This window comes from Pseudomonas syringae group sp. J309-1 (genome assembly GCF_032582135.1).
GTDB lineage: Bacteria > Pseudomonadota > Gammaproteobacteria > Pseudomonadales > Pseudomonadaceae > Aquipseudomonas > Aquipseudomonas quasicaspiana.
On the sequence record NZ_JAWHNU010000008.1, the window covers coordinates 134,204 to 155,516 of the forward strand.

20 protein-coding genes, 1 tRNA gene and 1 riboswitch are annotated in these 21,313 nt (G+C 57.5%); of the genes, 9 read left to right on the top strand and 12 right to left on the bottom strand.

Annotation, left to right across the window (positions count from 1 at the left end; all coding sequences use genetic code 11):
* Positions 1-531: 531 nt before the first annotated feature.
* Both RX972_RS07150 and RX972_RS07155 read right to left on the bottom strand, forming a co-directional pair.
* Entirely contained in the window at positions 532-1,926 is a 1,395-nt protein-coding gene (locus tag RX972_RS07150; protein ID WP_316873656.1) for an ATP-binding protein, read from the bottom strand.
* A complete protein-coding gene (locus RX972_RS07155) occupies positions 1,923-2,585 on the bottom strand; it encodes a response regulator (protein ID WP_099271000.1) in 663 nt (220 codons plus the stop codon). The genes RX972_RS07150 and RX972_RS07155 overlap by 4 nt, the downstream gene beginning before the upstream one ends.
* 169 nt (positions 2,586-2,754) lie before the next feature.
* On the opposite strand from RX972_RS07155, the gene RX972_RS07160 reads away from it, so the two are divergent.
* The 6 genes from RX972_RS07160 (at position 2,755) to mntP (ending at position 8,578) form a co-directional block, all read left to right on the top strand.
* Positions 2,755-3,024: a PepSY domain-containing protein gene (locus tag RX972_RS07160; RefSeq protein ID WP_027900126.1), complete on the top strand. Its 270-nt coding sequence runs from the start codon at positions 2,755-2,757 to the stop codon at positions 3,022-3,024.
* Positions 3,024-3,569, top strand: coding sequence for a cytochrome b/b6 domain-containing protein (locus RX972_RS07165; RefSeq protein WP_027900125.1), 546 nt, complete (start codon positions 3,024-3,026; stop codon positions 3,567-3,569). Before RX972_RS07160 ends, RX972_RS07165 begins: the two co-directional genes overlap by 1 nt.
* A gap of 38 nt (positions 3,570-3,607) precedes the next feature.
* On the top strand, positions 3,608-4,906 hold the full coding sequence (locus tag RX972_RS07170; RefSeq protein ID WP_316873663.1) for a sialidase family protein: 1,299 nt from the start codon (positions 3,608-3,610) through the stop codon (positions 4,904-4,906).
* Positions 4,903-5,532 carry a hypothetical protein gene (locus tag RX972_RS07175; RefSeq protein WP_263270461.1) on the top strand — a complete coding sequence of 210 codons (630 nt, stop codon included), beginning with the start codon at positions 4,903-4,905 and terminating at the stop codon, positions 5,530-5,532. Before RX972_RS07170 ends, RX972_RS07175 begins: the two co-directional genes overlap by 4 nt.
* 23 nt (positions 5,533-5,555) lie before the next feature.
* Positions 5,556-7,589, top strand: a complete 2,034-nt coding sequence (locus RX972_RS07180; RefSeq protein ID WP_316873666.1) for an LTA synthase family protein — start codon at positions 5,556-5,558, stop codon at positions 7,587-7,589.
* Between the two features lie 244 nt (positions 7,590-7,833).
* A riboswitch (yybP-ykoY riboswitch) is annotated at positions 7,834-8,005 on the top strand.
* 6 nt (positions 8,006-8,011) lie between these two features.
* Complete coding sequence (gene mntP / locus RX972_RS07185; protein ID WP_263270464.1) at positions 8,012-8,578, top strand: manganese efflux pump MntP; 567 nt, start codon at positions 8,012-8,014, stop codon at positions 8,576-8,578.
* Positions 8,579-8,726: 148 nt separating this feature from the next.
* Here the strand turns inward: mntP and RX972_RS07190 are convergent, their stop codons facing one another.
* The 4 genes from RX972_RS07190 to RX972_RS07205 form a co-directional block, all read right to left on the bottom strand.
* Positions 8,727-10,232 carry a methyl-accepting chemotaxis protein gene (locus tag RX972_RS07190; RefSeq protein WP_316873668.1) on the bottom strand — a complete coding sequence of 502 codons (1,506 nt, stop codon included), beginning with the start codon at positions 10,230-10,232 and terminating at the stop codon, positions 8,727-8,729.
* A gap of 556 nt (positions 10,233-10,788) precedes the next feature.
* Positions 10,789-12,087: an NAD(P)/FAD-dependent oxidoreductase gene (locus RX972_RS07195; protein WP_099270993.1), complete on the bottom strand. Its 1,299-nt coding sequence runs from the start codon at positions 12,085-12,087 to the stop codon at positions 10,789-10,791.
* 282 nt (positions 12,088-12,369) lie between these two features.
* On the bottom strand, positions 12,370-12,879 hold the full coding sequence (locus tag RX972_RS07200; RefSeq protein ID WP_316873671.1) for an MOSC domain-containing protein: 510 nt from the start codon (positions 12,877-12,879) through the stop codon (positions 12,370-12,372).
* The gene (locus RX972_RS07205; RefSeq protein ID WP_027902141.1) at positions 12,876-13,505 is read right to left on the bottom strand and encodes a DUF1780 domain-containing protein; all 630 of its coding nucleotides are present in this window, start codon (positions 13,503-13,505) and stop codon (positions 12,876-12,878) included. Before RX972_RS07205 ends, RX972_RS07200 begins: the two co-directional genes overlap by 4 nt.
* Positions 13,506-14,118: 613 nt before the next feature.
* On the opposite strand from RX972_RS07205, the gene RX972_RS07210 reads away from it, so the two are divergent.
* Complete coding sequence (locus tag RX972_RS07210; RefSeq protein ID WP_316873674.1) at positions 14,119-14,586, top strand: hypothetical protein; 468 nt, start codon at positions 14,119-14,121, stop codon at positions 14,584-14,586.
* 37 nt (positions 14,587-14,623) lie between these two features.
* On the opposite strand, the gene yacG is transcribed toward RX972_RS07210, so the two are convergent.
* Genes yacG through pilB form a run of 5 tightly spaced genes read right to left on the bottom strand, consistent with a single transcriptional unit; the run spans position 14,624 to position 19,233 of the window.
* Complete coding sequence (gene yacG / locus RX972_RS07215; protein ID WP_027902143.1) at positions 14,624-14,824, bottom strand: DNA gyrase inhibitor YacG; 201 nt, start codon at positions 14,822-14,824, stop codon at positions 14,624-14,626.
* Positions 14,821-15,444 (bottom strand): dephospho-CoA kinase, encoded by a 624-nt coding sequence (gene coaE / locus RX972_RS07220; RefSeq protein WP_316873678.1) that lies wholly within the window; start codon positions 15,442-15,444, stop codon positions 14,821-14,823. Before coaE ends, yacG begins: the two co-directional genes overlap by 4 nt.
* Complete coding sequence (locus tag RX972_RS07225; protein WP_316873680.1) at positions 15,441-16,313, bottom strand: A24 family peptidase; 873 nt, start codon at positions 16,311-16,313, stop codon at positions 15,441-15,443. Before RX972_RS07225 ends, coaE begins: the two co-directional genes overlap by 4 nt.
* Before the next feature lie 2 nt (positions 16,314-16,315).
* Positions 16,316-17,536 carry a type II secretion system F family protein gene (locus tag RX972_RS07230; protein WP_316873682.1) on the bottom strand — a complete coding sequence of 407 codons (1,221 nt, stop codon included), beginning with the start codon at positions 17,534-17,536 and terminating at the stop codon, positions 16,316-16,318.
* 2 nt (positions 17,537-17,538) lie between these two features.
* Positions 17,539-19,233 (bottom strand): type IV-A pilus assembly ATPase PilB, encoded by a 1,695-nt coding sequence (gene pilB / locus RX972_RS07235; protein ID WP_316873684.1) that lies wholly within the window; start codon positions 19,231-19,233, stop codon positions 17,539-17,541.
* Between the two features lie 224 nt (positions 19,234-19,457).
* Here pilB and RX972_RS07240 point away from each other — a divergent pair, with 224 nt between their 5' ends.
* Positions 19,458-19,913: a pilin gene (locus tag RX972_RS07240; protein ID WP_316873686.1), complete on the top strand. Its 456-nt coding sequence runs from the start codon at positions 19,458-19,460 to the stop codon at positions 19,911-19,913.
* A gap of 43 nt (positions 19,914-19,956) precedes the next feature.
* Positions 19,957-20,030: transfer RNA gene (locus RX972_RS07245), tRNA-Thr, on the top strand.
* Between the two features lie 294 nt (positions 20,031-20,324).
* Here the strand turns inward: RX972_RS07245 and nadC are convergent.
* Positions 20,325-21,173 carry a carboxylating nicotinate-nucleotide diphosphorylase gene (gene nadC / locus RX972_RS07250; RefSeq protein ID WP_316873687.1) on the bottom strand — a complete coding sequence of 283 codons (849 nt, stop codon included), beginning with the start codon at positions 21,171-21,173 and terminating at the stop codon, positions 20,325-20,327.
* Between the last annotated feature and the right edge of the window lie 140 nt (positions 21,174-21,313).

Here is a 21,313-nt window from a genome sequence, read left to right on the forward strand (position 1 = left end):
GAATGAATTCGGTCCCACGGGATCGCGGTGAACCTGAAGTAAATGCAAACCCTGTGGGAGCGAATTCATTCGCGAAAGTCCGGTACATTCGATGTATCTGTGTCCATCAGAAATGCCGCCTTCCCGAATGAATTCGGTCCCACGGGATCGCGGTGAACCTGAGGTAAATGCAAACCCTGTAGGAGCGAATTCATTCGCGAAAATCCGGTACATTCGATGCATCTGTGTCCATCAGAAATGCCGCCTTCCCGAATGAATTCGGTCCCATAGAATCGCGGTGAACCTGAGGTAAATGCAAACCCTGTGGGAGCGAATTCATTCGCGAAAATCCGGTACATTCGATGTATCTGTGTCCATCAGAAATGCCGCCTTCCCGAATGAATTCGGTCCCACGGGATCTGCATGAACCTGAGATGTGCACAATTCCTGTGGGAGCGAATTCATTCGCGATGAGGCCGGTACATCCGCTTCAGGTTTATTGCCTGTAATACCGCCTTCCCGAATGAATTCGGTCCTACCGTTGATCTCATTTCAGGCCGGAGCGTTCAGCTTCAGCTCTACAAGACTCCTGAGCCGCAACTGCGCACAGCACCCGCCATCAGGGCGGTTGCCGATCTGCAGGCTGCTGTCGAGTTTTTTGACGATCATCTCGACGATGGCCAGCCCCAGTCCTGCGCCGTTGCTATGCCCATTGCTATAGAAACGCTCCAGCAAGCGCGGTGCATTTTTTTCGTCAATGCCCGGCCCGCTGTCCTCGACACGCAACTCGGCCTGTCCGTCGTGGCTGCGGTCAAGAATGACCCGGATCTCACTGTTGGCCGGGGCGAAGTTAAGGGCGTTGGTCAGCAGGTTCTGAAAGGCGACGGTGATGGCTGCCGGATCACTGTGCAACCGGAAGTCCTCGACGCCATCGAATACCAGCTCGACTTTTTTCTCGGCTGCCAATGGCGTCAGTTCGGCGAGTTCCTCACGGACCAGGCTGCCCAGGTCGAAGGTCTGCAGTTCATCGTGTTTTATCTTCGGCTCCAGGCGCGCCATGGTCAGTAACTGACTGGCGATGCGCGTCGCGCGGTCGACGCCATGCACCAGATAATCCAGCGCTTCTTCGCGTTGTTCAGGCAGTTGCGCCTGTTTGGCGTTTTGCGCGTGGATGCGCAAGATGGTCAGTGGAGTGCGTAATTCGTGTGCCGCATCCGCAATAAAGCGACGCTCTCGATCCAGCAGATTTTCGATCTGGATGAGCAGGCGATTGAGTGCGGTTTGCATCGGCTCCAGCTCCTTGGGCAGCGGTGACAGGTCCAGCGGCTCAAGGCTTTCCGGCTCGCGTCGACGGATGACGCTGGCCATGAACTGCAGGGGACGCATTCCCCAGCCAATCGCCAGCCAGATGGCGATGGCGAGAAGCGGCACGCCAATTACCGTTGGCCAAAGGGTATGGCGAACGATGCGTTGAATCAGATCCTGACGCACGTCGTCACGCTCGCCAACCCAGATCAGCAGCCCTTGCTGGGCATCGACCAGCAGGAAACCACACCAGTCATTGCCGTCTTTGAGGAAGTCATGTGAGCCCTCGGTAGCGGGCGGGTCGTCCAGCTCCGGTGCTTCGGCGGAACGCACCAGAAGTTCGCCCGTGTTTCGCCAGATCTGGAACGTCAAACGGGTTTCATAAGGATGTGCGGCTTCACCGCCACCCACTCGACTCATGGCTTCGTCGAAAGCCTGATAAAGCCGATCAAGGTCTGTTTCGCCCGGAGGCCGTTGGCGCAAAACGCCTTGCAGCAGACGCGCGCTTTGCGCCAGCTGTGCGTCGTACACCTCTTCGATTTCGGTGTGGCTGTCGCGTAGCGCCAACCAACTGATGGTCAGGTCGCCCAACAGTAAGAGGAGCAACACGGGTACGAGGATGCGCGCGCGAACTGAACTCATGACAAAGTCTCGATCCGGTAGCCCACACCGCGCACGGTGCGGATCAATTCAGCGGAGAGTTTTTTGCGCAGGTTGTGGATCAACACCTCCAGCGTATTGCTCTCCACCTTGTCTTGCCAGCCGTAGAGCGTGGACGACAAACGCTCGCGGGTCACGACTTTACCGGGCCGGATCATCAGTTGATGGAGGAGTTGATACTCCATGGGCGTCATGGCGATTTCTACGCCGTTGAAGCTGACTTGCTGGGTCGAAGGGTCGAGGCTGATTGGCCCATGCTCCAGCAACGGTTGCGCACGTCCCTGACTGCGGCGCAGCAGCGCACGAACCCGAGCCTTGAGCTCATCCACGTCGAACGGTTTGACCAGATAGTCATCGGCACCGGCGTCCAGTCCGGCGATGCGGTCCGGGGTGCCGTCCCGTGCGGTCAGGATCAGGACGGGCAAAGACTGTTGTTCCGCGCGAATCTGGCGCAGCAAGTCGAGACCGTCCAGACGCGGCAGGCCAAGGTCGAGCAGCAGCAAATCAAAGCGTTCGCTGCGCAGGGCATGAAGAGCGCTCGCGCCATCTTGCAGCCAGTCCAGCGTATAGCCTTCGCTGCCGAGGGCGACGCGGATGCCCTGGCCTACGGCACGGTCATCTTCCACAAGGAGCAGGCGCATAAGGTGTTCCGTATTGGTTTCAGCCGGTCAGGGCGCACATGATGCCGCTACGCCAGCGCTTCGGGCAGAGCCTTGTGTCGGAGAAGATGTAACGGTCTGTTGCGTCCTAAGCTTTCGCTAAGCTTTGTTTCGCACAGTAGCGCCTCCTTAGTTCTTACGAGTGTCTGCCATGCGTAAAGTCCTGTTGCTGGTTCCCTTTCTCCTCGCCAGCCCGCTGGCCCTTGCCGGACCACAATGCACCACCGCCGAACGCTCCACCTGGCAGGATCAGGGCAAATTCCAGGAGCAACTCAAGGCTCAGGGTTACGAGATCAGCAAGTTCAAAGTCACTGACGGCAACTGCTACGAAATCTACGGCTTCGACAAAGACAAGCGCAAAGTCGAGATCTACCACGATCCGGTCACCGGGAAAGCCGTGAAGACCGAGATCAAGGGCTGATGAGCCGTCCCACCCTACGCCTGTGGGACCCGCTGGTGCGGCTGTTCCACATTTCCCTGGCCGGTGTGTTCGTCGCCAACTACTTCTTCAATGAGGCTGGTGATGATTGGCATGTCTGGCTGGGTTACTACGCGGTTGCCTGGCTGGTGGTGCGAGTGGTGTGGGGTTTCATCGGACCGCGCAGTGCGCGCTGGTCCGATTTCTGGCCGACGCCTGCGCGTTTGCGTGCCCATGTGGGTTCGCTGCTCAGGCGTCAGCCGGAACATCGGCTGGGGCATTCGCCGCTGGGCGCGCTGGTCATGGTGCTGATGATGGTGATGATTTTCGGCATCGGTCTGACGGGATGGTTGATGACCGAAGTAGATGCCTTGTGGGGCGCAGACTGGCCTCAGCAGATTCATGAAACGCTGGCTGACGGCCTGGCGTGGGTGGTGTGCCTGCATATAGCGGCGGCACTGTTTGAGAGTTATCAGGTGAAGGACAACCTGCCGTTGTCAATGATCACCGGCCGACGGCGGCCTCTCGCCGACGAGTCTCGTGATTGAGTCCAGACATTTTGCCTTCGCGGTTGTGATCAATACCCATGCGACTGACTTCTTTCAATGTACCTGTCTTGAGTGCATATCTTGCGCTCGCTCTGGTTTTCCTCGGCGCATGGCTCAGCCATCCGCAGCACAGGCTGTCCGGTTTCGCCGTTGCCCCGGTCCTCACACCGGCTTCAGGCGTTGCGGCTAAAGCCAGTTATAACACCCGCTTCGCATCGTCTGACCTGGATGATTTCGTACATTCCTCGGCAGTGACCGCATTGCCTGGTGGCGACCTGATGTTGGTGTGGTTCGCGGGCACTCGTGAGGGGGCGGGCGATGTCGAAATTCGCGCCTCGCGATTCGATGCGAGCTCAGGCGAGTGGGGCGATGAGCAAGTGCTAGCGACCCGTCAGTCCACTCAGGAGGGCACCGGTAAATACATTCGCAAACTCGGTAACCCGGTGGTTGCCCTGGCACCGGACCAGCGCTTGTGGCTGTTCTATGTGTCCGTATCGGTAGGCGGCTGGGCAGGCAGTTCAGTCAACGTGATGGTCTCCGAGGACATGGGTAAGAACTGGTCGCAGCCACGGCAATTGGTCACCTCGCCGTTTCTAAATATCAGCACCTTGGTGCGTGCCGCGCCGGTATTTCACGCCGACGGTTCGATCGGCCTGCCGGTTTATCACGAGTTTCTGGGCAAGTTCGCCGAATACCTTTATCTCAGCGCCAATGGCGATGTGATCGACAAATTCCGCATCAGCCGCGGCACGAACTCTCTGCAGCCAACCGTGGTGCCGCTGGATGACAAGCGCGCGGTTGCGTTGCTGCGCTACGCGGGCAATACGCATCACAAAGTGCTCGCCAGTCGCACCGAAGATGGCGGTCAGACCTGGAGCGAGCCGCTGCCCCTTGCGCCGAGCAACCCCAACTCTTCGCTGGCGGCCGTCGGTACCCCTGGCCGCGGCTTGTTGGTTGCGCTGAACGACCTGCGCGACGGTCGTTTCAAATTGAGCCTGTACGGCACGGACGAGCAGATGGATCACTGGACCTCTGTGATCGATCTCGACAAGTCCCCCGATCCGCAGGGCAATCCATTTTCCTTTGATGCCTACAAGGAAATCATCGGCGAAGGTTTCCGGGCCTCCAGTGGTGAGCGCCGTCATCCGTTGGAGGAGGCATTCCTGAGCAACCTCGATCAGCGCGTGTGCTCACCGCAAGGCTGCGATTTCGAGTACGAGTACCCGTACTTCATCCGCAGCCCTGAAGGCATTTACCACTTGGTTTATTCGTGGAATAACACCTTCATCAAACACGTCAGCTTCAATGAAGCCTGGCTGGCGGAGCAACTGCTGTGATGTCTCTATGGCAAGCCCATCTGTTTTTCAGTCTGGCGCTGTTCCTTCTGGTTGCACCGTTGGCACCGAGTCTGAAGTCACGCCTGATTATTCTGGCGGGATTTTCAGCCTTGGGCTTTGTCAGCCTCAATGGTCTTTCGCTGGCGGCCTATGTACGCAGCTTTACCGATGATCTGGCGATCACCACCGCGATTGTCCTTGTCTGGTTCAGCTTGCAGCGCCTGGGCATGAAACTGCCAGGAGTGGCTCGACCTGGCGCCGTCGTGGTGGTTGTTTTTGCTGCCCTGGCATTGGTCCTTTACCCGGCTACTTTGGGCCTCAGCTACAGCGATCCTTATCGTCTGGGCTTTAATCCGCGGCCCCTGATCATTGCTGTTGCGGTCATCGCGTTTGGTTTGTTGTACCTGCGTAATGGCCTGGGTGTGGTGATGCTGGCAGGCGCAACACTGGCCTTCGCGGTGCGCGGCAAACCTTCGGAAAACTACTGGGACTACCTGATCGACCCGTTGCTGGCGTTGTATTGCTTTGTGGCGCTGGTAGTGATGGTCGTGCGTGGCATCTATCGTCGCTGGCGCATTCGCCAGCCATTAACGCTATCAAACGGCAAGCCGGTTTCGGGCTTGTGAGTGCGACGTTCAAGGGGATGAAAATGGGGTGGCTGCAATCACGGCGCTTGCTGTATTGGCTGGGCGTGACCGTGCTGTTTTTCGTGCTGCTGAGCGTGTTGCGGCTGGTGTTTTTCTTCGGTTTTTCCGGCGTTGATCCTGCCAGTCTGAGCACTGACAACACGGTCGCACAGACGCTGGGCATCGGCTTCCGGTTCGACTTGCGTCTGGCTTTGCTGTTGGCGTTGCCTCTCGTTGTGCTGCTGTGGATTCCTCGCTGGAACCTGCTGAACGTCAAAACGATGCGTTGGTTGGCGCGGGTGTATCTGGCGGTTGTACTGGCGTTGGTCACTCTGGTTTACATCGTCGACTTCGGGCATTACGCGTATCTGGGTGTGCGGATCAACGCGAGCGTTATGCGTTATCTGGACGACGCGCAGATTTCCCGGGACATGCTCTGGCAAACCTATCCGGTGCTGTGGATCACCGCCAGTTGGCTCGCCGGTATCGGGGTCATAATCGCGGCCTTCATCGGGTTGGAGCGGCTGACCCTTGAGCGTCAGGCCAGGCCGATCAAGCGTTGGTCCGTCGCGTTTGGCGCAGTGCTCGTGACCATGGCCACGTTGTTGGGGCTGCTGGGACGGGTTGAAAACCTCAATCTGGAAAACCCGGTACCGCTGCGCTGGAGCGATGCGTTCTTTTCCGGCAACAGTCAGGTTGCCGCGCTAGGGTTGAACCCGGTGCTTTTCCTTTATGACACGCTCAAAGTCGGGCAATCGCGTTACGACGAAGACGTGGTGCGTGAGCACTATCCAGTGGTCGCTGATTATCTGGGCGTCGATAAACCAGACCCGCAAAGCCTGACCTTCAAGCGTCAGCAAGATGTGCAGCCATACAACGTAGCTGCCACGCGGCCGCCGAACGTGGTGTTTGTCATGCTTGAGTCCTTGGGCACCAGTGCGGTGGGGGCATACGGTAATCCGCTCAACCCGACCCCAAATCTGGATCGGCTGGCTCAGCAAAGCTGGTTCTTCCGGCATTTCTATGTGCCCGTGACGGGAACGGCCAAAACTGTATGGGCAAGCATTACCGGGGTGCCCGATGTGACCCGTCAGGAAACCGCGACCCGACACCCGATGCTGACCCGGCAAAACACACTGATCAACGACTTCAAGGGCTACGAGAAGCTGTACATGATTGGCGGCAACTCCGGTTGGGCCAACATGAATGCTCTGATCCGCCGCAGCATCGTCGACATTCGACTCTATGACGAGCGTGACTGGCATTCGCCTGTGGTGGATGTCTGGGGGATTTCCGATCTGGATCTGTTCAAGGAAGGCGACCGAATCCTGCGTGCGCTGCCCAAGGACAAGCCGTTCTTCGCCTATTTGCAGACGGCAGGCAATCACCGGCCGTTTACCATTCCCAAGGAAAACGACGGTTTTGAAGTCAGCAAACTGACCCTCGAACAAGTTCAGGCAGCGGGCTCGCGCAGCGTCGAGCAATACAACGCGGTGCGCTTGCTGGACTTCAATATCGGGCGGCTGATGGAGCTGGCCAAGGCGGGCGGTTACTACGAGAACACGATTTTTGTCCTGTTTGGAGACCACAACACCCGTATCAGCCAGATCCCGCACATGCCTCCGGCCTTTGAACAGTTAGGCCTGGAGAGCAACAACGTGCCGATGCTGATTCACGCACCAGGTTTGATTGGGACGAAGGTGGTGGAGGAGGCAGTCGGGTTGGCGGACTTGTTGCCCACTGTGGCAGGTATGGCAGGCATCCCGTTCAGCAACGGCGCCATGGGGCGGGACATCCAGCAACCTGCACCGGAAGGAGAGCGTGTCGTGCCATTGGTGCTGCGCGAGGGTACGTTCCCGTTGATTGGTGGCGTGACCCGGCATTTCCTCCTGCAAATGGAACACGACGGTACATCACCGACGCTGCACGACCTGGCCTCGGCAACCCCGTTGGAGGACGTTGCGGGTCAGCATCCGGAGGAGTTCAGTCGCTTGCGTGCGTTGACCCTTGGGCTACATGAGAGCGCTCGAATGATGTTGTACCGGAATGTGCAGTGAGCCCGGGCGTGGCTATGTCATCGCTTACTCACTGCAACTCGATTGCTTGAACTGCAATGCATTTACCCGTGGGAGCTGGGCTTGCCCGCGATAAGGTGTAGGTGATCTACCTGCAGAATCGAGGTGTCCTTATCGCGGGCAAGCCCAGCTCCCACATGAGTAGCGTTTCTCCCAATAAATCGAGTAATACCTGGAAAACTGTGAACCGTTTGACGATATTTTCATGCCCTTTACAGGTATGATGCCCACCTTCGTTGGGGAGTAGCCTGCTGCTGAGTTATCTCAGGAGCGTTCGTATCAACATTCTCGGCAGCAGCCGTGGTACGAACACCTTTTTTGGTTGGCGAGACCAGCGACATATCCATGCCTAAAGTCGGGCGTGTGGATGTGTCGTTGACTCATAGCCCGACTGGAAGTAAACCGTGAGCCCCATTTCTCTTATATTCGTTGCTCTGGCCATGTCCACGGACGCTTTTGCAGCGGCCATCGGTAAAGGCTCCAGCCTGCACAAACCCCGTTTTATCGAAGCGCTACGCACCGGTGTGATTTTCGGTGTGATTGAAGCCATCACGCCTGTCATCGGCTGGGCCATCGGTAATGCCGCCAGCAGCTTCGTTGAAAGCTGGGACCACTGGATCGCCTTTACGCTGCTGCTGGTTCTCGGCTTGCACATGATTTACAACGGCGTGAAGCAGGACGATGAAGAGCCCGAGGAAAAAGCGGGTCAGCATTCGTTTCTGATTCTGGCCGTTACTGCTTTCGCAACCAGCATCGACGCGCTGGCCGTCGGGGTTGGCTTGGCATTTGTAGACGTGAATATTCTGGTCGCAGCGGCGGCAATCGGTCTGGCGACCATGACCATGGTCACCATTGGTGTGATGCTGGGCCGGGTATTGGGCACCATGGTCGGCAAGCGCGCCGAGATTATTGGCGGTGTGGTGCTGATACTGGTCGGCGCGACGATCTTGTATGAGCACTTGTCGGCGTAGTCAACGCGAGCATTTTGTAGGAGCTGACGAGCAGCGCGAGGCTGCGAAGCATTCATCCTGGCAGACCGCAATCGCAGCCTTCGGCAGCTCCTACAGGTCCAGTATTTGCCGCGAGACAGCGCGGCAGAAAGAGATAGCGTCTCAGCAATTACAGCTGTTTTTTCACCGCAAACGACGCGCCCAGCGCCTCAAGCCGGTTCGCCATCGGCGACAGGTCTTTGCTGCACTGGATCAGGGTAACGACATCCGTGGCATTGTTCTGCGCAATGGCGTGGACCGCGGTCAAGCGATCATTGATACCCACCGATGCAGCGGATTGCTGCTCAGTGGTGCCTGCTATCAGTACGTTCAGCCGGTGAATCTCCAACACATCGGCAACGGTGCTTTTCAATAGCTCAGAGCCCAGTTGACTGGCCTGTACGCAACGACCGACTTCTTCGCCGCTGGTACGCATCGAGTCCGCTGCGGTGCGGCTTTCCTTCTGCAACGATTCGACGATCTGGCGAATTTCGTCCACCGAGCCTGCGGTCTTCTGCGCCAGGCCGCGAACTTCATCGGCCACTACGGCAAATCCGCGGCCCTGCTCACCGGCGCGGGCAGCTTCAATGGCGGCATTCAGCGCCAACAGATTGGTTTGCTCGGCGATTTCACGGATTACGTTGATCACCTTGCCAATCTTTTCTGCCTGTTCGGCCAGCGACTGCACGCTCAGATTGGCCCCGCTGATGGAGGACTCCAGGTTGGCGATATCCTTGCTGGCCTGATCCACCGACTCACGACCTTTTACCAACTGATCATTGGCTTTGTTGGCACCCTGATGAGCCTGGCTGGCATGTTGCGAGATGTCGTCCAGGGCCGTGGTAAGCGATTGCATGGCGTCGACCATACGAGTGATTTCCGCCAGTTGCTGCTGCGCGCCTTTGTCCAGAGTTTCGCCGGTAACAGAGAGCTTGCGACCCATGTCGCTCAACCCGCGGGTCTCGTGAATAACGCCGCCAACGGTGTGGGTGATTAACGTCAGGAAATCATCAAAGCGCTGTGCAGAGTGTGTGCCAGCACGACTTTCAGTGACGGCCGTTCTGTTATCCAGGCGCGTTGCCGCCTGCAGGATCTTGTCCAGCAGATCCTGGCTTTCTTTGGCCGCGCTGTAGCTGTGGATGGCGAGATAAATCAGGATGGCGCTTTCCGCGATGACATAGGCGGCGTGGATGAAGATCACACCCCAGCCGCCGTGGTGTTGCATCACGTACACCGGGTAGCCTTGATGTTGCAGCACATGAAACAACAGGTGGTGAACCGCAATGGTGGCCGCTGCGACAACGATGGGCAGCCAGTCCCGGTAAAACGTCAGGACGGCCAACAGCGCGAAAATCCCGAAGTGGACTTCAATGACGCCTTGGGTCTGGTTGATGTGCAGGCCCGCCATGACCATCAGAGAAACGCCCGTCAGGCAACGAAACAAGCGGGTGCCACGCAGTGTCGGGTAAAGCGCGGTCATCGCCAGCGCGGTGCCGCCACCGACCAGAATGGCCTGGCCAAAGGTCGAGTAAATAGTCGCCAGCCCCAGGGCGTAGACAAAACATATCCACAGGAGCCCTAGCATGATGCGGTCGGCTTTACGGTAATGATCAGTGAAACGGGGCACCGTCGACATAACGCAAATCCTCAACATCCATTTCATGGAACCGCATGGACGCCGAGTATGCCTGTGTCGGTTGGACTAAAGAAGCGCAATGCCATTACTGATGCAGTTGCTGCACACAATGTATTTGCAGGAGCGGCGCTGTCGTGCGCCAAACGCGGACCTATGGGAGATTCTATGATCGCCTGCAATCCCGTAGGACTGGCTTTAGGCGGGAGAGCGGTATTTCTGGCGAATAATATGTGGTGAATGTCCCGACGCTCTCCCGGCTAAAGCCGGTCCTACTGAATAGCGCTCCTATCAAACAAAATATAACTATCTGATTTGGAATGCTTTTTACTGTAGGAGTGAGCTTGCTCGCGATAGCTCCAGTACAGGCAATATATTCATCGACTGACAGGCCGAATCGCGAGCAATGTGGATCGCCACCCCGGTCACTCCTACAGGGTCGGTGTTTGCTGCGCGACAGCGTGGTGTCAGGGACACCGGGGCGACTCCCACATAGCCCAGAGTTTGCTGCGCTAATGCGCGGCATCGGAGATCAGGTAGCTACAGAAAAGAGCAGTTATTAATGCAACTTCATCCGCGGCTCGGTCCCTTTGCCGATACGGCTGCCGAGCATCAGCATCAGCGTGCGGAAGGTGCCGTAAAGCGCCATCTGGTGCATGCGGTACAGGGAAACGTAGAACATCCGCGCCAACCAGCCTTCGAGCATGACGCTGCCGGTCAGGTTGCCCATCAGATTCCCCACTGCCGAGAATTTCGACAGAGAGATCAGCGAGCCGTAATCGGTGTATTTGTATTCCGGCAGCGACTTGCCTTCGATGCGCAGCTTCAGGGATTTGACCAGCAGTGACGCCTGCTGATGCGCCGCTTGTGCGCGAGGCGGGACGTTACGGTCCGAGCCTTTCTGTGGGCAGGCTGCGCAATCGCCGAACGCGAAGATGTTTTCGTCGCGTGTGGTTTGCAAGGTCGGGAGCACCTGCAGCTGGTTGATGCGGTTGGTTTCCAGCCCGTCGATTTCCTGCAGAAAGGCCGGCGCACGAATGCCTGCTGCCCAGACCTTGAGAGTCGCCGGAATGACCAGCCCGCTGGCGGTGATCAGCGAGTCGGCCGTGACCTCACTCACGGCAGCATCGGTCAGCACCGTAACGCCGAGTTTCTCCAGGGTTTTATGCACCGGCCCGCCGATGCGTTCAGGCAATGCAGGCAATACCCGCGGGCCTGCTTCGATGACAGTGATGCGCAGGTTTTCCGGCTTGATCTTGCCCAGTCCGTAAGCCGCGAGTTCGTGAGCCGCGTTGTGCAGTTCAGCCGCCAGCTCGACGCCAGTAGCACCTGCACCGACGATGGCCACGGTGATTTCCTGGGTGTGGTCGACTTGCCCGGCGTGGGCGCGCAGGTAGTGGTTAAGCAACTGCTGGTGGAATTTCTCGGCCTGCTTGCGCGAATCAAGGAACAAGCAGTGCTCGGCGGCGCCAAGCGTGTTGAAGTCGTTTGTGGTGCTGCCTACCGAAATCACCAGCGAGTCGTAATCCAGGCTGCGCGCAGGAACCAGTTCCAGACCGTTTTCATCCAGCGTGGCGGCCAGATGAATTTGCCGCGCCTCACGGTTCAGTCCCGTCATTTTGCCGAGCTGGAACTGAAAGTGGTTCCACTTGGCCTGAGCCACATAATTCAGCTCATCCTCATAGGAGTTGAGCGAACCTGCCGCGACTTCGTGCAGTAGCGGTTTCCAGATGTGGGTCAGGTTGGCGTCGACCAGGGTCACGCTTGCCGTGCCTTTCTTGCCCAGGGTTTTACCCAGGCGGGTCGCCAGCTCCAGACCGCCAGCGCCGCCGCCAACGATGACAATACGATGAGTCATAGGGATATCTCATAAGGTTTAAGGAATTCGGGGGGAGTGAGTTGATCCTCGCGAGCGCCGTCTTGCTGCTGCTCAGAGCGTCAGATAACTCAACAAAAGGCTCGACACGTCCAGGCCAACCACCATTGCAGCCACCCCGAAAAGGAGCAGCCAGAGACAAATGGCCGGCGCTCGACTTGGTCGTGGGGGCTTGCAGGTACTCTTCGACACATGCTTCGACACGCGTTTGGTCGTTGGGTTTCAGGCGACTGGACATGAGAGTCTCAGAAAAGGGCGCAGCGGTTATTCGGCAATCAGTTCCAACGGTTCGACCCGTAGCGAATCGTCCAGACGAATGATGCCGCTTTGTATCACTCGCGCAGTAATTCCGCCATGCCCACGTACTGCCTGAAAGGTGCCGTGCCCAAGACGCTGTTCCAGCCGGGCGCAAGGCTGGCACCAACCGGTGGTTTCCAGAATGGCCTGACCGATCTTGAAGCGACGGCCCTTGAGGCTGAACAGATTGATGCCGCTGATCACCAGATTGCGGCGCAGATCCTGAGGCACGATGGGGTGATCTTCAGGGCGGTTCAGCAAGGAGCTGACCACCGCCAGATGCTCCCATTGGATCAACGTGACCTGCCGCGCATTGCGTGGGCCGGGGCGCGCATGGTCGCCGGTCAGGCCGGCTTCGCGACGTGCTTCCACCGCATCCAGCTCGACCATTTCGCCACGGGATTCAGGGCGTACGCCAATCCAGCGCACCCGGCCGGTTTGCGGTACGTCGGCCAATAGTTCTTGCAGAGGGCTCATAAGCTGATTCCAACATCGAAAACCACGCTGCGACCCAGGTTGGTTCGCAGAAAATCCGGAGCGCCCGGGTGGGCAAATAACACTCGGGCAAAGGTTGGGCCCACCAGTGACAAGGAACGCCAACCCTGGCGCAGGTACTCGGTGGGTGGCGGGAAATGGCTGTTCAAGTCGAGTACTTCGCGCTTGAGGCTGGCGAAGGCGATGATGTCCAGCCCACTCAGGTCGATACCGCGTTCGTTGTAGTTGGTGGCTTTTTTGCGCAGTGTGGGCCCCAGCCGTTGCAGCAGATCGCTTGCAGGAATGCGTTTGGGCTTGGCTTCGCGGCGCACCAGTTGGCTCAGGGAAAATGCGCCACGCCTGCGCGCCAGCTCCTCGCGCCACTCATCGTTGAGGCGACGGCCTTCATCCAGGACGAAGAACACTTCAAAACGCGCGTCACGAAACAGCACGTCGGGCGGTTCCTGCACGGCTGCGGTGAAGTCTTCGTGACGATGCGTAATGTTCAGGCCTTGCAGCAGACGCTCACAAACCCATCGCTCACGCTCCCACTTTCGCGCATTGGAAAGAAACGCGTTGGCTTGTTCGGCCTGGATCGTGAGCAGGCGTAGGTAGTCTGAGTCATCCATGGGCCAAGCTTAGCGTTCTAATAGCTACAACTGGAAGATGCTGCTGCGCATTTCGAGTACAACGCAGATAGTAGCGGCCCTGCTGTCTCGCGGCAGACAGAGGGCCTGTAGGAGCTGCCGAAGGCTGCGATCGCGGTGTGCCTGGATAAATGCTTCGCAGCCTTCGGCAGCTCTTACAGAAAATCTATTTCAATCCAGCAGTTTGCATGGTGTTTGATAAGAGCCGCCCCGGTGTCCCTGACACCACGCTGTCGCGCAGCAAACACGGACCCTGTAGGAGTGAGCTTGCTCGCGATTCGGCCTGTCAGTCGATGAATATATTGCCTGTACTGGAGCTATCGCGAGCAAGCTCACTCCTACAGTAAAAAGCATTCCAAATCAGATAGTTATATTTTGTTTGATAGGAGGGCTGGCCCGCGATCACGTTGGCACGGGCGCTAAATATGGTCGGCCATGAAATCGAATCGCGGGCAAGCGCGCTGCTACGGTAGATTGCGTTAATTACGCTTCAGACCAAGCCAAAGGAGGGTGCGTCGGTGTTACGACCAGCCAACCCAACGCCCATTTCCGCTATGGTGTTGGTTTTTCCAATCCGCTCAGGAGAGTTGCACCCTTGAAACTCTGGCCCATTCTGCTGTTGATCCTGTTGCCGTTTACCGCGCAGGCCATTGAAATCGGGGATCCGGTGCCGACCTGGAGTCTGTTCGACCAGTTTGATGAGCCGTATGTGATGGACCCGCAAAAGACCCAGACGATTCTGGTGGCCAGCAGCATGAGCGCGGGCAAGATCATGGAGAAGGCACTCAAAGACAAACCCAAAGGTTTTCTGGAGGCCCGGCACACTGTGTTCATCGCCAACATCGAGCCGATGCCTGCGTATGTCACCAAGTTTTTTGCCGTGCCGAAAATGCGCAGGGTTTACTCGTATCGGGTAGCGCTGGACCGCGAAGCGCAGATCGCGCCGGGTTATGGCCGGGATGCAGCGGCCGTTCAGTGGTTGCAGATCAAGGATGGCAAGTTGCTGGAACGGCAGGAATTCAACGGACCGGACGCGCTTCGCGAAGCGCTGGAGAAGCCGTGAGCCGAGCCTGATCAGGTCAGGCTCAGTCACGTATAGATCAATGCCTGTCTGGCAGATCGCCGGAAAACATTTCGTCTTCGGCATCCGGGCTGACCGGAATCGCATGTTCTTCCGACGCCCATGCGCCGAGATCGATCAGCTTGCAGCGTTCAGAGCAGAACGGCCGGGCAGGGCTGGCGGCGCTCCATTCCACGGGGGCGCCACAGGTTGGGCAATCGACGGTCATTGGTTGGCTCATGATTGGCCTCCGGACAAAGTTAAATAAAAGTGGTGCAGCCGCTGGACTTCGCTTCGCAGCCAGGCAGCGTCCCGGTCATTGACCAGCACATCATCGGCACGACTCAATCGATCTTCGCGACTGGCCTGGGCCTTGATAATCGCCTCGACCTGCTCCTGACTGGAACTGTCGCGAAGCATGGTACGCTGGACTTGCACGTTTTGCGGGACGTCGATGACCAGCACCCGCTGAGTGATTTTCCACTGGCCGGACTCGACCAGCAGAGGCGAAACCAGAATCGCGTAAGGCGAGGTGGCGCTTGCCAGGTCACGCTGGATTTCGGTGCCGATCAGCGGGTGCAGCAGGGCTTCGAGCCAGCGGCGTTGTTCGGCATTCTCGAAAATCAAACCGCGCAGGGCACCTCGATTTAGCGTGCCGTCGGCATGCAACACCGTCGGCCCGAAGTGTTCTGCGATTTGTGCGAGCGCCGGACGGCCGGGTTCAACCACCCAGCGCGCGGCGTGATCGGCGTCGACCGCATGAATACCCAGATCAATGAAGCACTGCGCTGCAGCGCTCTTGCCGCTACCGATGCCGCCGGTAAGGCCGAGAATCCAGGGTTTTTGAGCGGTTGGGGTCATCTGAAACCGGCAAATTGCAAATAGGAGTCGGTTATTTGACCACCCCAGAGCAAAGCGATCCAGCCTGCGATGGCCAGATAGGGACCGAAGGGGATCGGCGTGCTGGTTTCGACATTACGCAAACGCAGCATGATCAGGCCCAATATGGCCCCGACCAGCGATGAAAGCAGGATGGTCAACGGCAGGATCTGCCAGCCACCCCAGGCCCCGAGCATGGCCAGCAATTTGAAGTCGCCATGGCCCATGCCTTCTTTGCCAGTGATCAGTTTGAACAGCCAGTACACCGACCACAACACCAGATAACCGGCCACTGCGCCCCAGAGCGCGTCGCTGAGGTTGGTGAACAGGCCGAACGAGTTGACGATCAGGCCCATCCACAACAGCGGTAAGACCAGGTCGTCAGGCAACAACTGGTGGTCGGCATCGATCAGACTCATGGCCAGCAGGCCCCAGCTCAGCACCAGCATCGCCGCTGCAGGCCAGCCGAAACCGAAGTGCCACGCTATGTAGCCGGACAGCAGGCCGCAGGTCAGCTCCACCAGCGGGTAACGTTTGCTGATCGGTGCTTTGCAGCTTGAGCATTTGCCACCCAGAAACAGGTAGCTGAGCACTGGGAGGTTTTCCCACGGGCGGATCTGATGGGCGCAATGCGGGCAGCGGGAGTGCGGCAGGATCAGGTTGAAGGTCTCGCTTTCAGGCTCGGCGGGCAGTTTGAGCATTTCCCGGGACTGAGCCTGCCAGTCGCGCTCCATCATGATCGGCAGGCGATAAATCAGCACATTGAGAAAACTGCCCACCAACAAGCCAAGAATCAGTGCGGATAAAACAAAGGCCAGCGCTGAGCTGGCCAGGAAATCAGCAAGTGACATAGTCAGACAACGCTTCCGAGTTTGAAAATAGGCAGGTACATCGCGATCACCAGACCGCCGACGATGACGCCCAGGATGGCCATGATCATCGGCTCCATCATGGCTGTAAGGTTGTCGACCATGTTATCGACTTCATCCTCGTAATAGGTCGCGACCTTGTCGAGCATCGAATCCAGTGCGCCAGACTCTTCGCCGATGGCGGTCATTTGAATGGCAAGGCTGGGGAACACGCCGGTCGCACGCATGGAGAAGTTGAGCTGCATGCCGGTAGAAACATCCTGCTTGACCTTGTTTACTGCGTTGCGGAACACCACGTTACCGGTTGCGCCTGCGACTGAGTCCAGCGCTTCGACCAGCGGCACACCGGCAGCGAAGGTGGTGGACAGCGTACGAGCGAAACGCGCCACCGAAGACTTGTAAATCAACGGGCCGATAACCGGGACTTTCAGCAAGCTACGGTCGACGCTATCACGGAAATTCTGTGAGCCTTTGTAGCTGCGTCGGAACAGGAAAATACTGACGGCGATCAATCCCAGGATGATCATCCACCAGTCCTGAACGATTTTCGACAGGCCGATCACCATCAGGGTGAACGCAGGAAGCTCTGCGCCGAAGCCGGCGAAGATGTCCTGAAACTTCGGCACTACATAAAGCAGCATGATCCCTGAAACCACAAAGGCCATGATCATTACCATGATCGGGTAGGTCATGGCTTTTTTGATCTTGGCTTTGAGCTTTTCGGTCTTTTCCTTGTAGGTCGCCACTCGATCCAGCAGGGCTTCCAGTGCACCGGCTTGCTCACCGGCGTCTACAAGGTTGCAGTAGAGGTCGTCGAAATATTGCGGCTTCTGCCGTAGTGCAGTGGCGAAGCTGTTACCGGCTGCGACCTCGCTTTTCACTTCCTCGATCAGTTTGCGCATGTTCGGGTTTTCCGAACCTTCGGCGATGATGTCGAAGGACTGCAGCAGCGGCACCCCGGCTTTCATCATGGTCGCCATCTGCCGGGAGAAAAACGCGATATCCAGCGGTTTGATTTTCTTCCCGCTGCCACCAAAAATCGAAACCGGTTTTTTTCGCACTTTGGTCGGGTTGATGCCCTGCTTGCGAAGTTGCGCCTTGACCAGCGCCGGATTATGGCCGGTCAGTTCGCCGTTCATCTTCGCGCCTTTCTTGTCGGTGCCTTCCCACGTAAAAACGATAACTTTCGCCGCTTTGCTGGCCATGATCAGTCCTTGGTCACGCGGTTGACTTCTTCAAGGCTGGTGACGCCCTGCATGGCTTTGATCAGGCCGGAAGTGCGCAGGTCATTAAAACCGTCCTTGCGCATTTGCACAGAAATATCCAGCGAGTTGCCTTCTTCCATGATGATGCGCTCCAGCGCGGGGGTCTTCTTGACCACTTCGTAAATCCCCACACGGCCTTTATAGCCGCCATTGCACTGGTCGCAGCCTACTGGCGTATAGATCTTGAACGTGCCGATCTTGTCTGCCGGGAAGCCTTCGGTTATCAGGGTGTCGTGAGGAATGTCCGCTTCCTTCTTGCAGTGCGGGCACAGCTTGCGTGCCAGACGCTGAGCGATGATCAGGTTGATGGCAGTAGCAATGTTGAACGCGGCCACACCCATGTGATGCAAACGGGTCAGTGTTTCGGCGGCGCTGTTGGTGTGCAGTGTGGACAAGACCATGTGCCCGGTTTGCGAAGCCTTGATGGCGATTTCCGCCGTTTCCAGATCGCGAATCTCACCGACCATGATCACGTCAGGATCCTGACGCAAAAAAGCCCGAAGTGCCTGGGAGAAGTCCATTCCTTGACGGGGATTGACGTTGACCTGGTTGACGCCTTCGAGGTTTATTTCAACCGGGTCTTCGGCGGTGGAGATATTGATATCCACGGTGTTGAGAATATTCAGGCCGGTGTACAGCGACACGGTTTTACCCGAGCCGGTAGGGCCTGTGACCAGAATCATGCCTTGCGGTTGTTTGAGTGCTTCCAGGTACAGGGCTTTCTGCTCTGGCTCGTAGCCCAATGCATCGATGCCCATTTTCGCCGTGGTTGGGTCCAGCAGACGCATCACAATCTTTTCGCCCCACAGCGTCGGCAGGGTGTTCATCCGGAAATCGATGGCTTTGGTTTTTGATATACGCAGCTTGACCCGACCATCCTGCGGTTTGCGTCGCTCGGAAATATCCAGGCTGGCCATGACCTTCAGACGCGCTGCAATGCGGCTTGCAAGGTGGATAGGGGGCTTGGCGACTTCATGGAGAATGCCGTCCGTGCGCAAGCGAACCCGAAAGGTCTTTTCGTACGGTTCAAAGTGCAGGTCGGACGAGCCGAGGCGGATGGCGTCCATCAGCATCTTGTTGACGAAGCGCACCACCGGCGCGTCGTCGGCGTCATCCTGTCCTAGTGACGTCTCCTTGGATTCTCCGCCTGACACCACCTCCAGGCTGAGATCGACATCGCCTAAATCCCCAAGAGAGGTGTGACCATCGAAAAACTTTTCGATGGCGTCGCTGAGCTTGTCGTCTTCTACCAGAATCGCCTCGATGGCGAGCCCGGTGTTGAACTGCAGATCGGTGATGGCTTGCTGGTTGGCCGGGTCGGAGATACCGATATAAAGCTTATTGCCGCGCTTCCACAGCGGCAGGGCGTGGTGCTGGCGTATGAGCTTTTCACTCACCACACCTCTCGGCTGTTCTTCTTTATTGAGGCAATTGAGGTCGAGAAATGGCAGACCGAACTGGTCCGACGACATTTCTGCCAGAGCCAGGGCTTTGACCAAGCGGTTTTGCACCAGGTAACTGATCAGCGAAACCTTGTCGCGCCGGGCTTGCAGAAACGCCTGCTGCGTCGCTTTTTCAGTCAAAAGTTCGGCAGCTACCAATTGCTTGGCCAAACCGGTCAGGACAACGTCACTCATAAATCCACCAACCCCATACAGTCATGGGTTTATAGCCTAGTCGGGCGGCGCTGCCAATGATGCAAGGCAAGGTGACGTAAATTGTCCGCCAGTAATCCGGCAGGGATTTCCCATTACGCCGTTGGCTGGAGAATTAGCAATAAAGGAGGGTTGAAGAGTATTTGGCATGACCTATGCTTTGGGACAGGCACGCAACACCTTATTGACGCACCGGAGCAGTACCAATGAAAACAGTACAAAAAGGTTTCACGCTGATTGAGCTGATGATTGTCGTGGCTATCGTTGGCATCCTTGCTGCGGTGGCCCTTCCCGCATATCAGGACTATACAGCTCGTGCGCAAGTTGCCGAGCTGATATCTCTTGCAGACGGCGCTAAACTTGCGGTCGCTGAGGCGTATCAAACTACCGGGACTCTTCCTGCGAACAACGCTGCGGCGGGTTATACTGGCGGAGTTGGGAAATACACAGCCAGCGTAAGCATTGGTGGTAGCGGCGTGATAACAGCTACGGGTTCCTCCGCCGCTGCTGCCGGAGTAAACGGGAGTACTCTTACTTTGATCCCTACACCGGATACTACGACGAAAAACCTGGTTTGGGCTTGCGGCGGGACAATCGCTGCTAACCTGCGTCCAAGTACTTGCCGCACAGCGGCCGCTACTACCACTACTACTACGCCGTGATCGTAATATCCCTAGAAAGCTAGGGTATTTAGTGTGAATGGTGGCCGAAATAGCTCAGCCCGGTAGAGCAGCGCACTCGTAACGCGAAGGTCGCAGGTTCGATTCCTGTTTTCGGCACCGCAGACCCAAAAAGCCCGATCCATCTGGATCGGGCTTTTGCGTTTGTGCGGTATAGCTGATGCGTGATGCCCTTGAGCAGGCTGAACCCAGGCAAAGGTTACTGACACCCCGCGGTCGCGGTGCCAACCCAAGACCCTGTAGGAGTGAGCTTGCTCGCGATGGCGTCCTGTCTGGCAGTCCCTTACTGAATGACTCACCGCCATCGCGAGCAAGCTCACTCCTACAGGGGGCGTGTTTGCTGCGCGACGGGGGGTTACAGGTTTTGTGTCGTTGTGGAAGTCCGGGTTTACCTCAAAGACTCAACCGCATCGACAAATCTACCGCCTTCACATCCTTGGTCATCGCGCCAATCGAGATGTAATCCACGCCGGTTTCGGCAATTACCAGCAATGTATCGTCGTTAATACCGCCGCTGGCTTCCAGTTTCGCCCGGCCGGCATTGAGGCGCACGGCTTCGCGCATATCGTCCAGGCTGAGTTCGTCGAGCATGACGATGTCCGCTCCGGCGTCCAGCGCTTCGCGTAACTCGTCGAGACTTTCTACTTCGATCTCTACCGGTTTACCCGGCGCGATCTTGTGCGCGGCGGTGATGGCCTGGGCAATGCCGCCACAGGCTGCAATGTGGTTTTCCTTGATCAGGAAGGCGTCGAACAAACCAATGCGGTGGTTGTGGCAACCGCCGCAGGTTACGGCGTATTTTTGTGCGAGGCGCAGGCCTGGGAGGGTTTTGCGGGTATCGAGTAATTTGACCTGAGTATTGGCGACGATGTCAGCGTAATGCCGGGCTTTAGTTGCAACCCCTGAGAGCATTTGCAGGAAGTTAAGTGCGCTGCGCTCGCCCGTCAGCAGTGAGCGAGCCGGGCCCTCGACATGGAACAGCGGCTGATTGGGCTGCACCCGATCACCGTCCATCACCTGCCAGTGCACCGCGACCCGCGGATCCAGCTGCCGGAATACCGCATCTACCCACGCCGTTCCGGCGATAACCGCAGCGTCCCGGGAGATCACCGTGGCTTTGGCCAGGCGTTCAGCGGGAATCAATTGGGCGGTGATGTCGCCACTGCCGACGTCTTCCAGCAACGCACGACGTACGTTGGCTTCGATTTCTGCGGTGAGGGTGGCGAGTTGTAGATTCGGCATGGCGGACTCCATTCAGGTGAGCCGAGTATAAGGCACGTTGCCCACGGAACTCACTGCACCCTATCTACTGCGGGCGTTTGCCAGTCCATGAACGGATGACAGTTGGTCGGTTTTTTACATTTCATTGCGATAGAACGCGT

What these genes read in the sequence shown, in the direction of transcription:
- RX972_RS07165 (WP_027900125.1), top strand. Translation starts at nt 3,024, where the DNA reads ATGAGCCGTCCCACCCTACGCCTGTGGGACCCGCTGGTGCGGCTGTTC.
- RX972_RS07180 (WP_316873666.1), top strand. Translation starts at nt 5,556, where the DNA reads ATGGGGTGGCTGCAATCACGGCGCTTGCTGTATTGGCTGGGCGTGACC.
- RX972_RS07190 (WP_316873668.1), bottom strand. Translation starts at nt 10,232, where the DNA reads ATGTCGACGGTGCCCCGTTTCACTGATCATTACCGTAAAGCCGACCGC.
- RX972_RS07225 (WP_316873680.1), bottom strand. Translation starts at nt 16,313, where the DNA reads ATGTCACTTGCTGATTTCCTGGCCAGCTCAGCGCTGGCCTTTGTTTTA.
- RX972_RS07170 (WP_316873663.1), top strand. Translation starts at nt 3,608, where the DNA reads ATGCGACTGACTTCTTTCAATGTACCTGTCTTGAGTGCATATCTTGCG.
- RX972_RS07240 (WP_316873686.1), top strand. Translation starts at nt 19,458, where the DNA reads ATGAAAACAGTACAAAAAGGTTTCACGCTGATTGAGCTGATGATTGTC.
- nadC (WP_316873687.1), bottom strand. Translation starts at nt 21,173, where the DNA reads ATGCCGAATCTACAACTCGCCACCCTCACCGCAGAAATCGAAGCCAAC.
- yacG (WP_027902143.1), bottom strand. Translation starts at nt 14,824, where the DNA reads ATGAGCCAACCAATGACCGTCGATTGCCCAACCTGTGGCGCCCCCGTG.
- RX972_RS07230 (WP_316873682.1), bottom strand. Translation starts at nt 17,536, where the DNA reads ATGGCCAGCAAAGCGGCGAAAGTTATCGTTTTTACGTGGGAAGGCACC.
- RX972_RS07160 (WP_027900126.1), top strand. Translation starts at nt 2,755, where the DNA reads ATGCGTAAAGTCCTGTTGCTGGTTCCCTTTCTCCTCGCCAGCCCGCTG.
- RX972_RS07195 (WP_099270993.1), bottom strand. Translation starts at nt 12,087, where the DNA reads ATGACTCATCGTATTGTCATCGTTGGCGGCGGCGCTGGCGGTCTGGAG.
- RX972_RS07205 (WP_027902141.1), bottom strand. Translation starts at nt 13,505, where the DNA reads ATGGATGACTCAGACTACCTACGCCTGCTCACGATCCAGGCCGAACAA.
- RX972_RS07150 (WP_316873656.1), bottom strand. Translation starts at nt 1,926, where the DNA reads ATGAGTTCAGTTCGCGCGCGCATCCTCGTACCCGTGTTGCTCCTCTTA.
- RX972_RS07155 (WP_099271000.1), bottom strand. Translation starts at nt 2,585, where the DNA reads ATGCGCCTGCTCCTTGTGGAAGATGACCGTGCCGTAGGCCAGGGCATC.
- pilB (WP_316873684.1), bottom strand. Translation starts at nt 19,233, where the DNA reads ATGAGTGACGTTGTCCTGACCGGTTTGGCCAAGCAATTGGTAGCTGCC.
- RX972_RS07200 (WP_316873671.1), bottom strand. Translation starts at nt 12,879, where the DNA reads ATGAGCCCTCTGCAAGAACTATTGGCCGACGTACCGCAAACCGGCCGG.
- coaE (WP_316873678.1), bottom strand. Translation starts at nt 15,444, where the DNA reads ATGACCCCAACCGCTCAAAAACCCTGGATTCTCGGCCTTACCGGCGGC.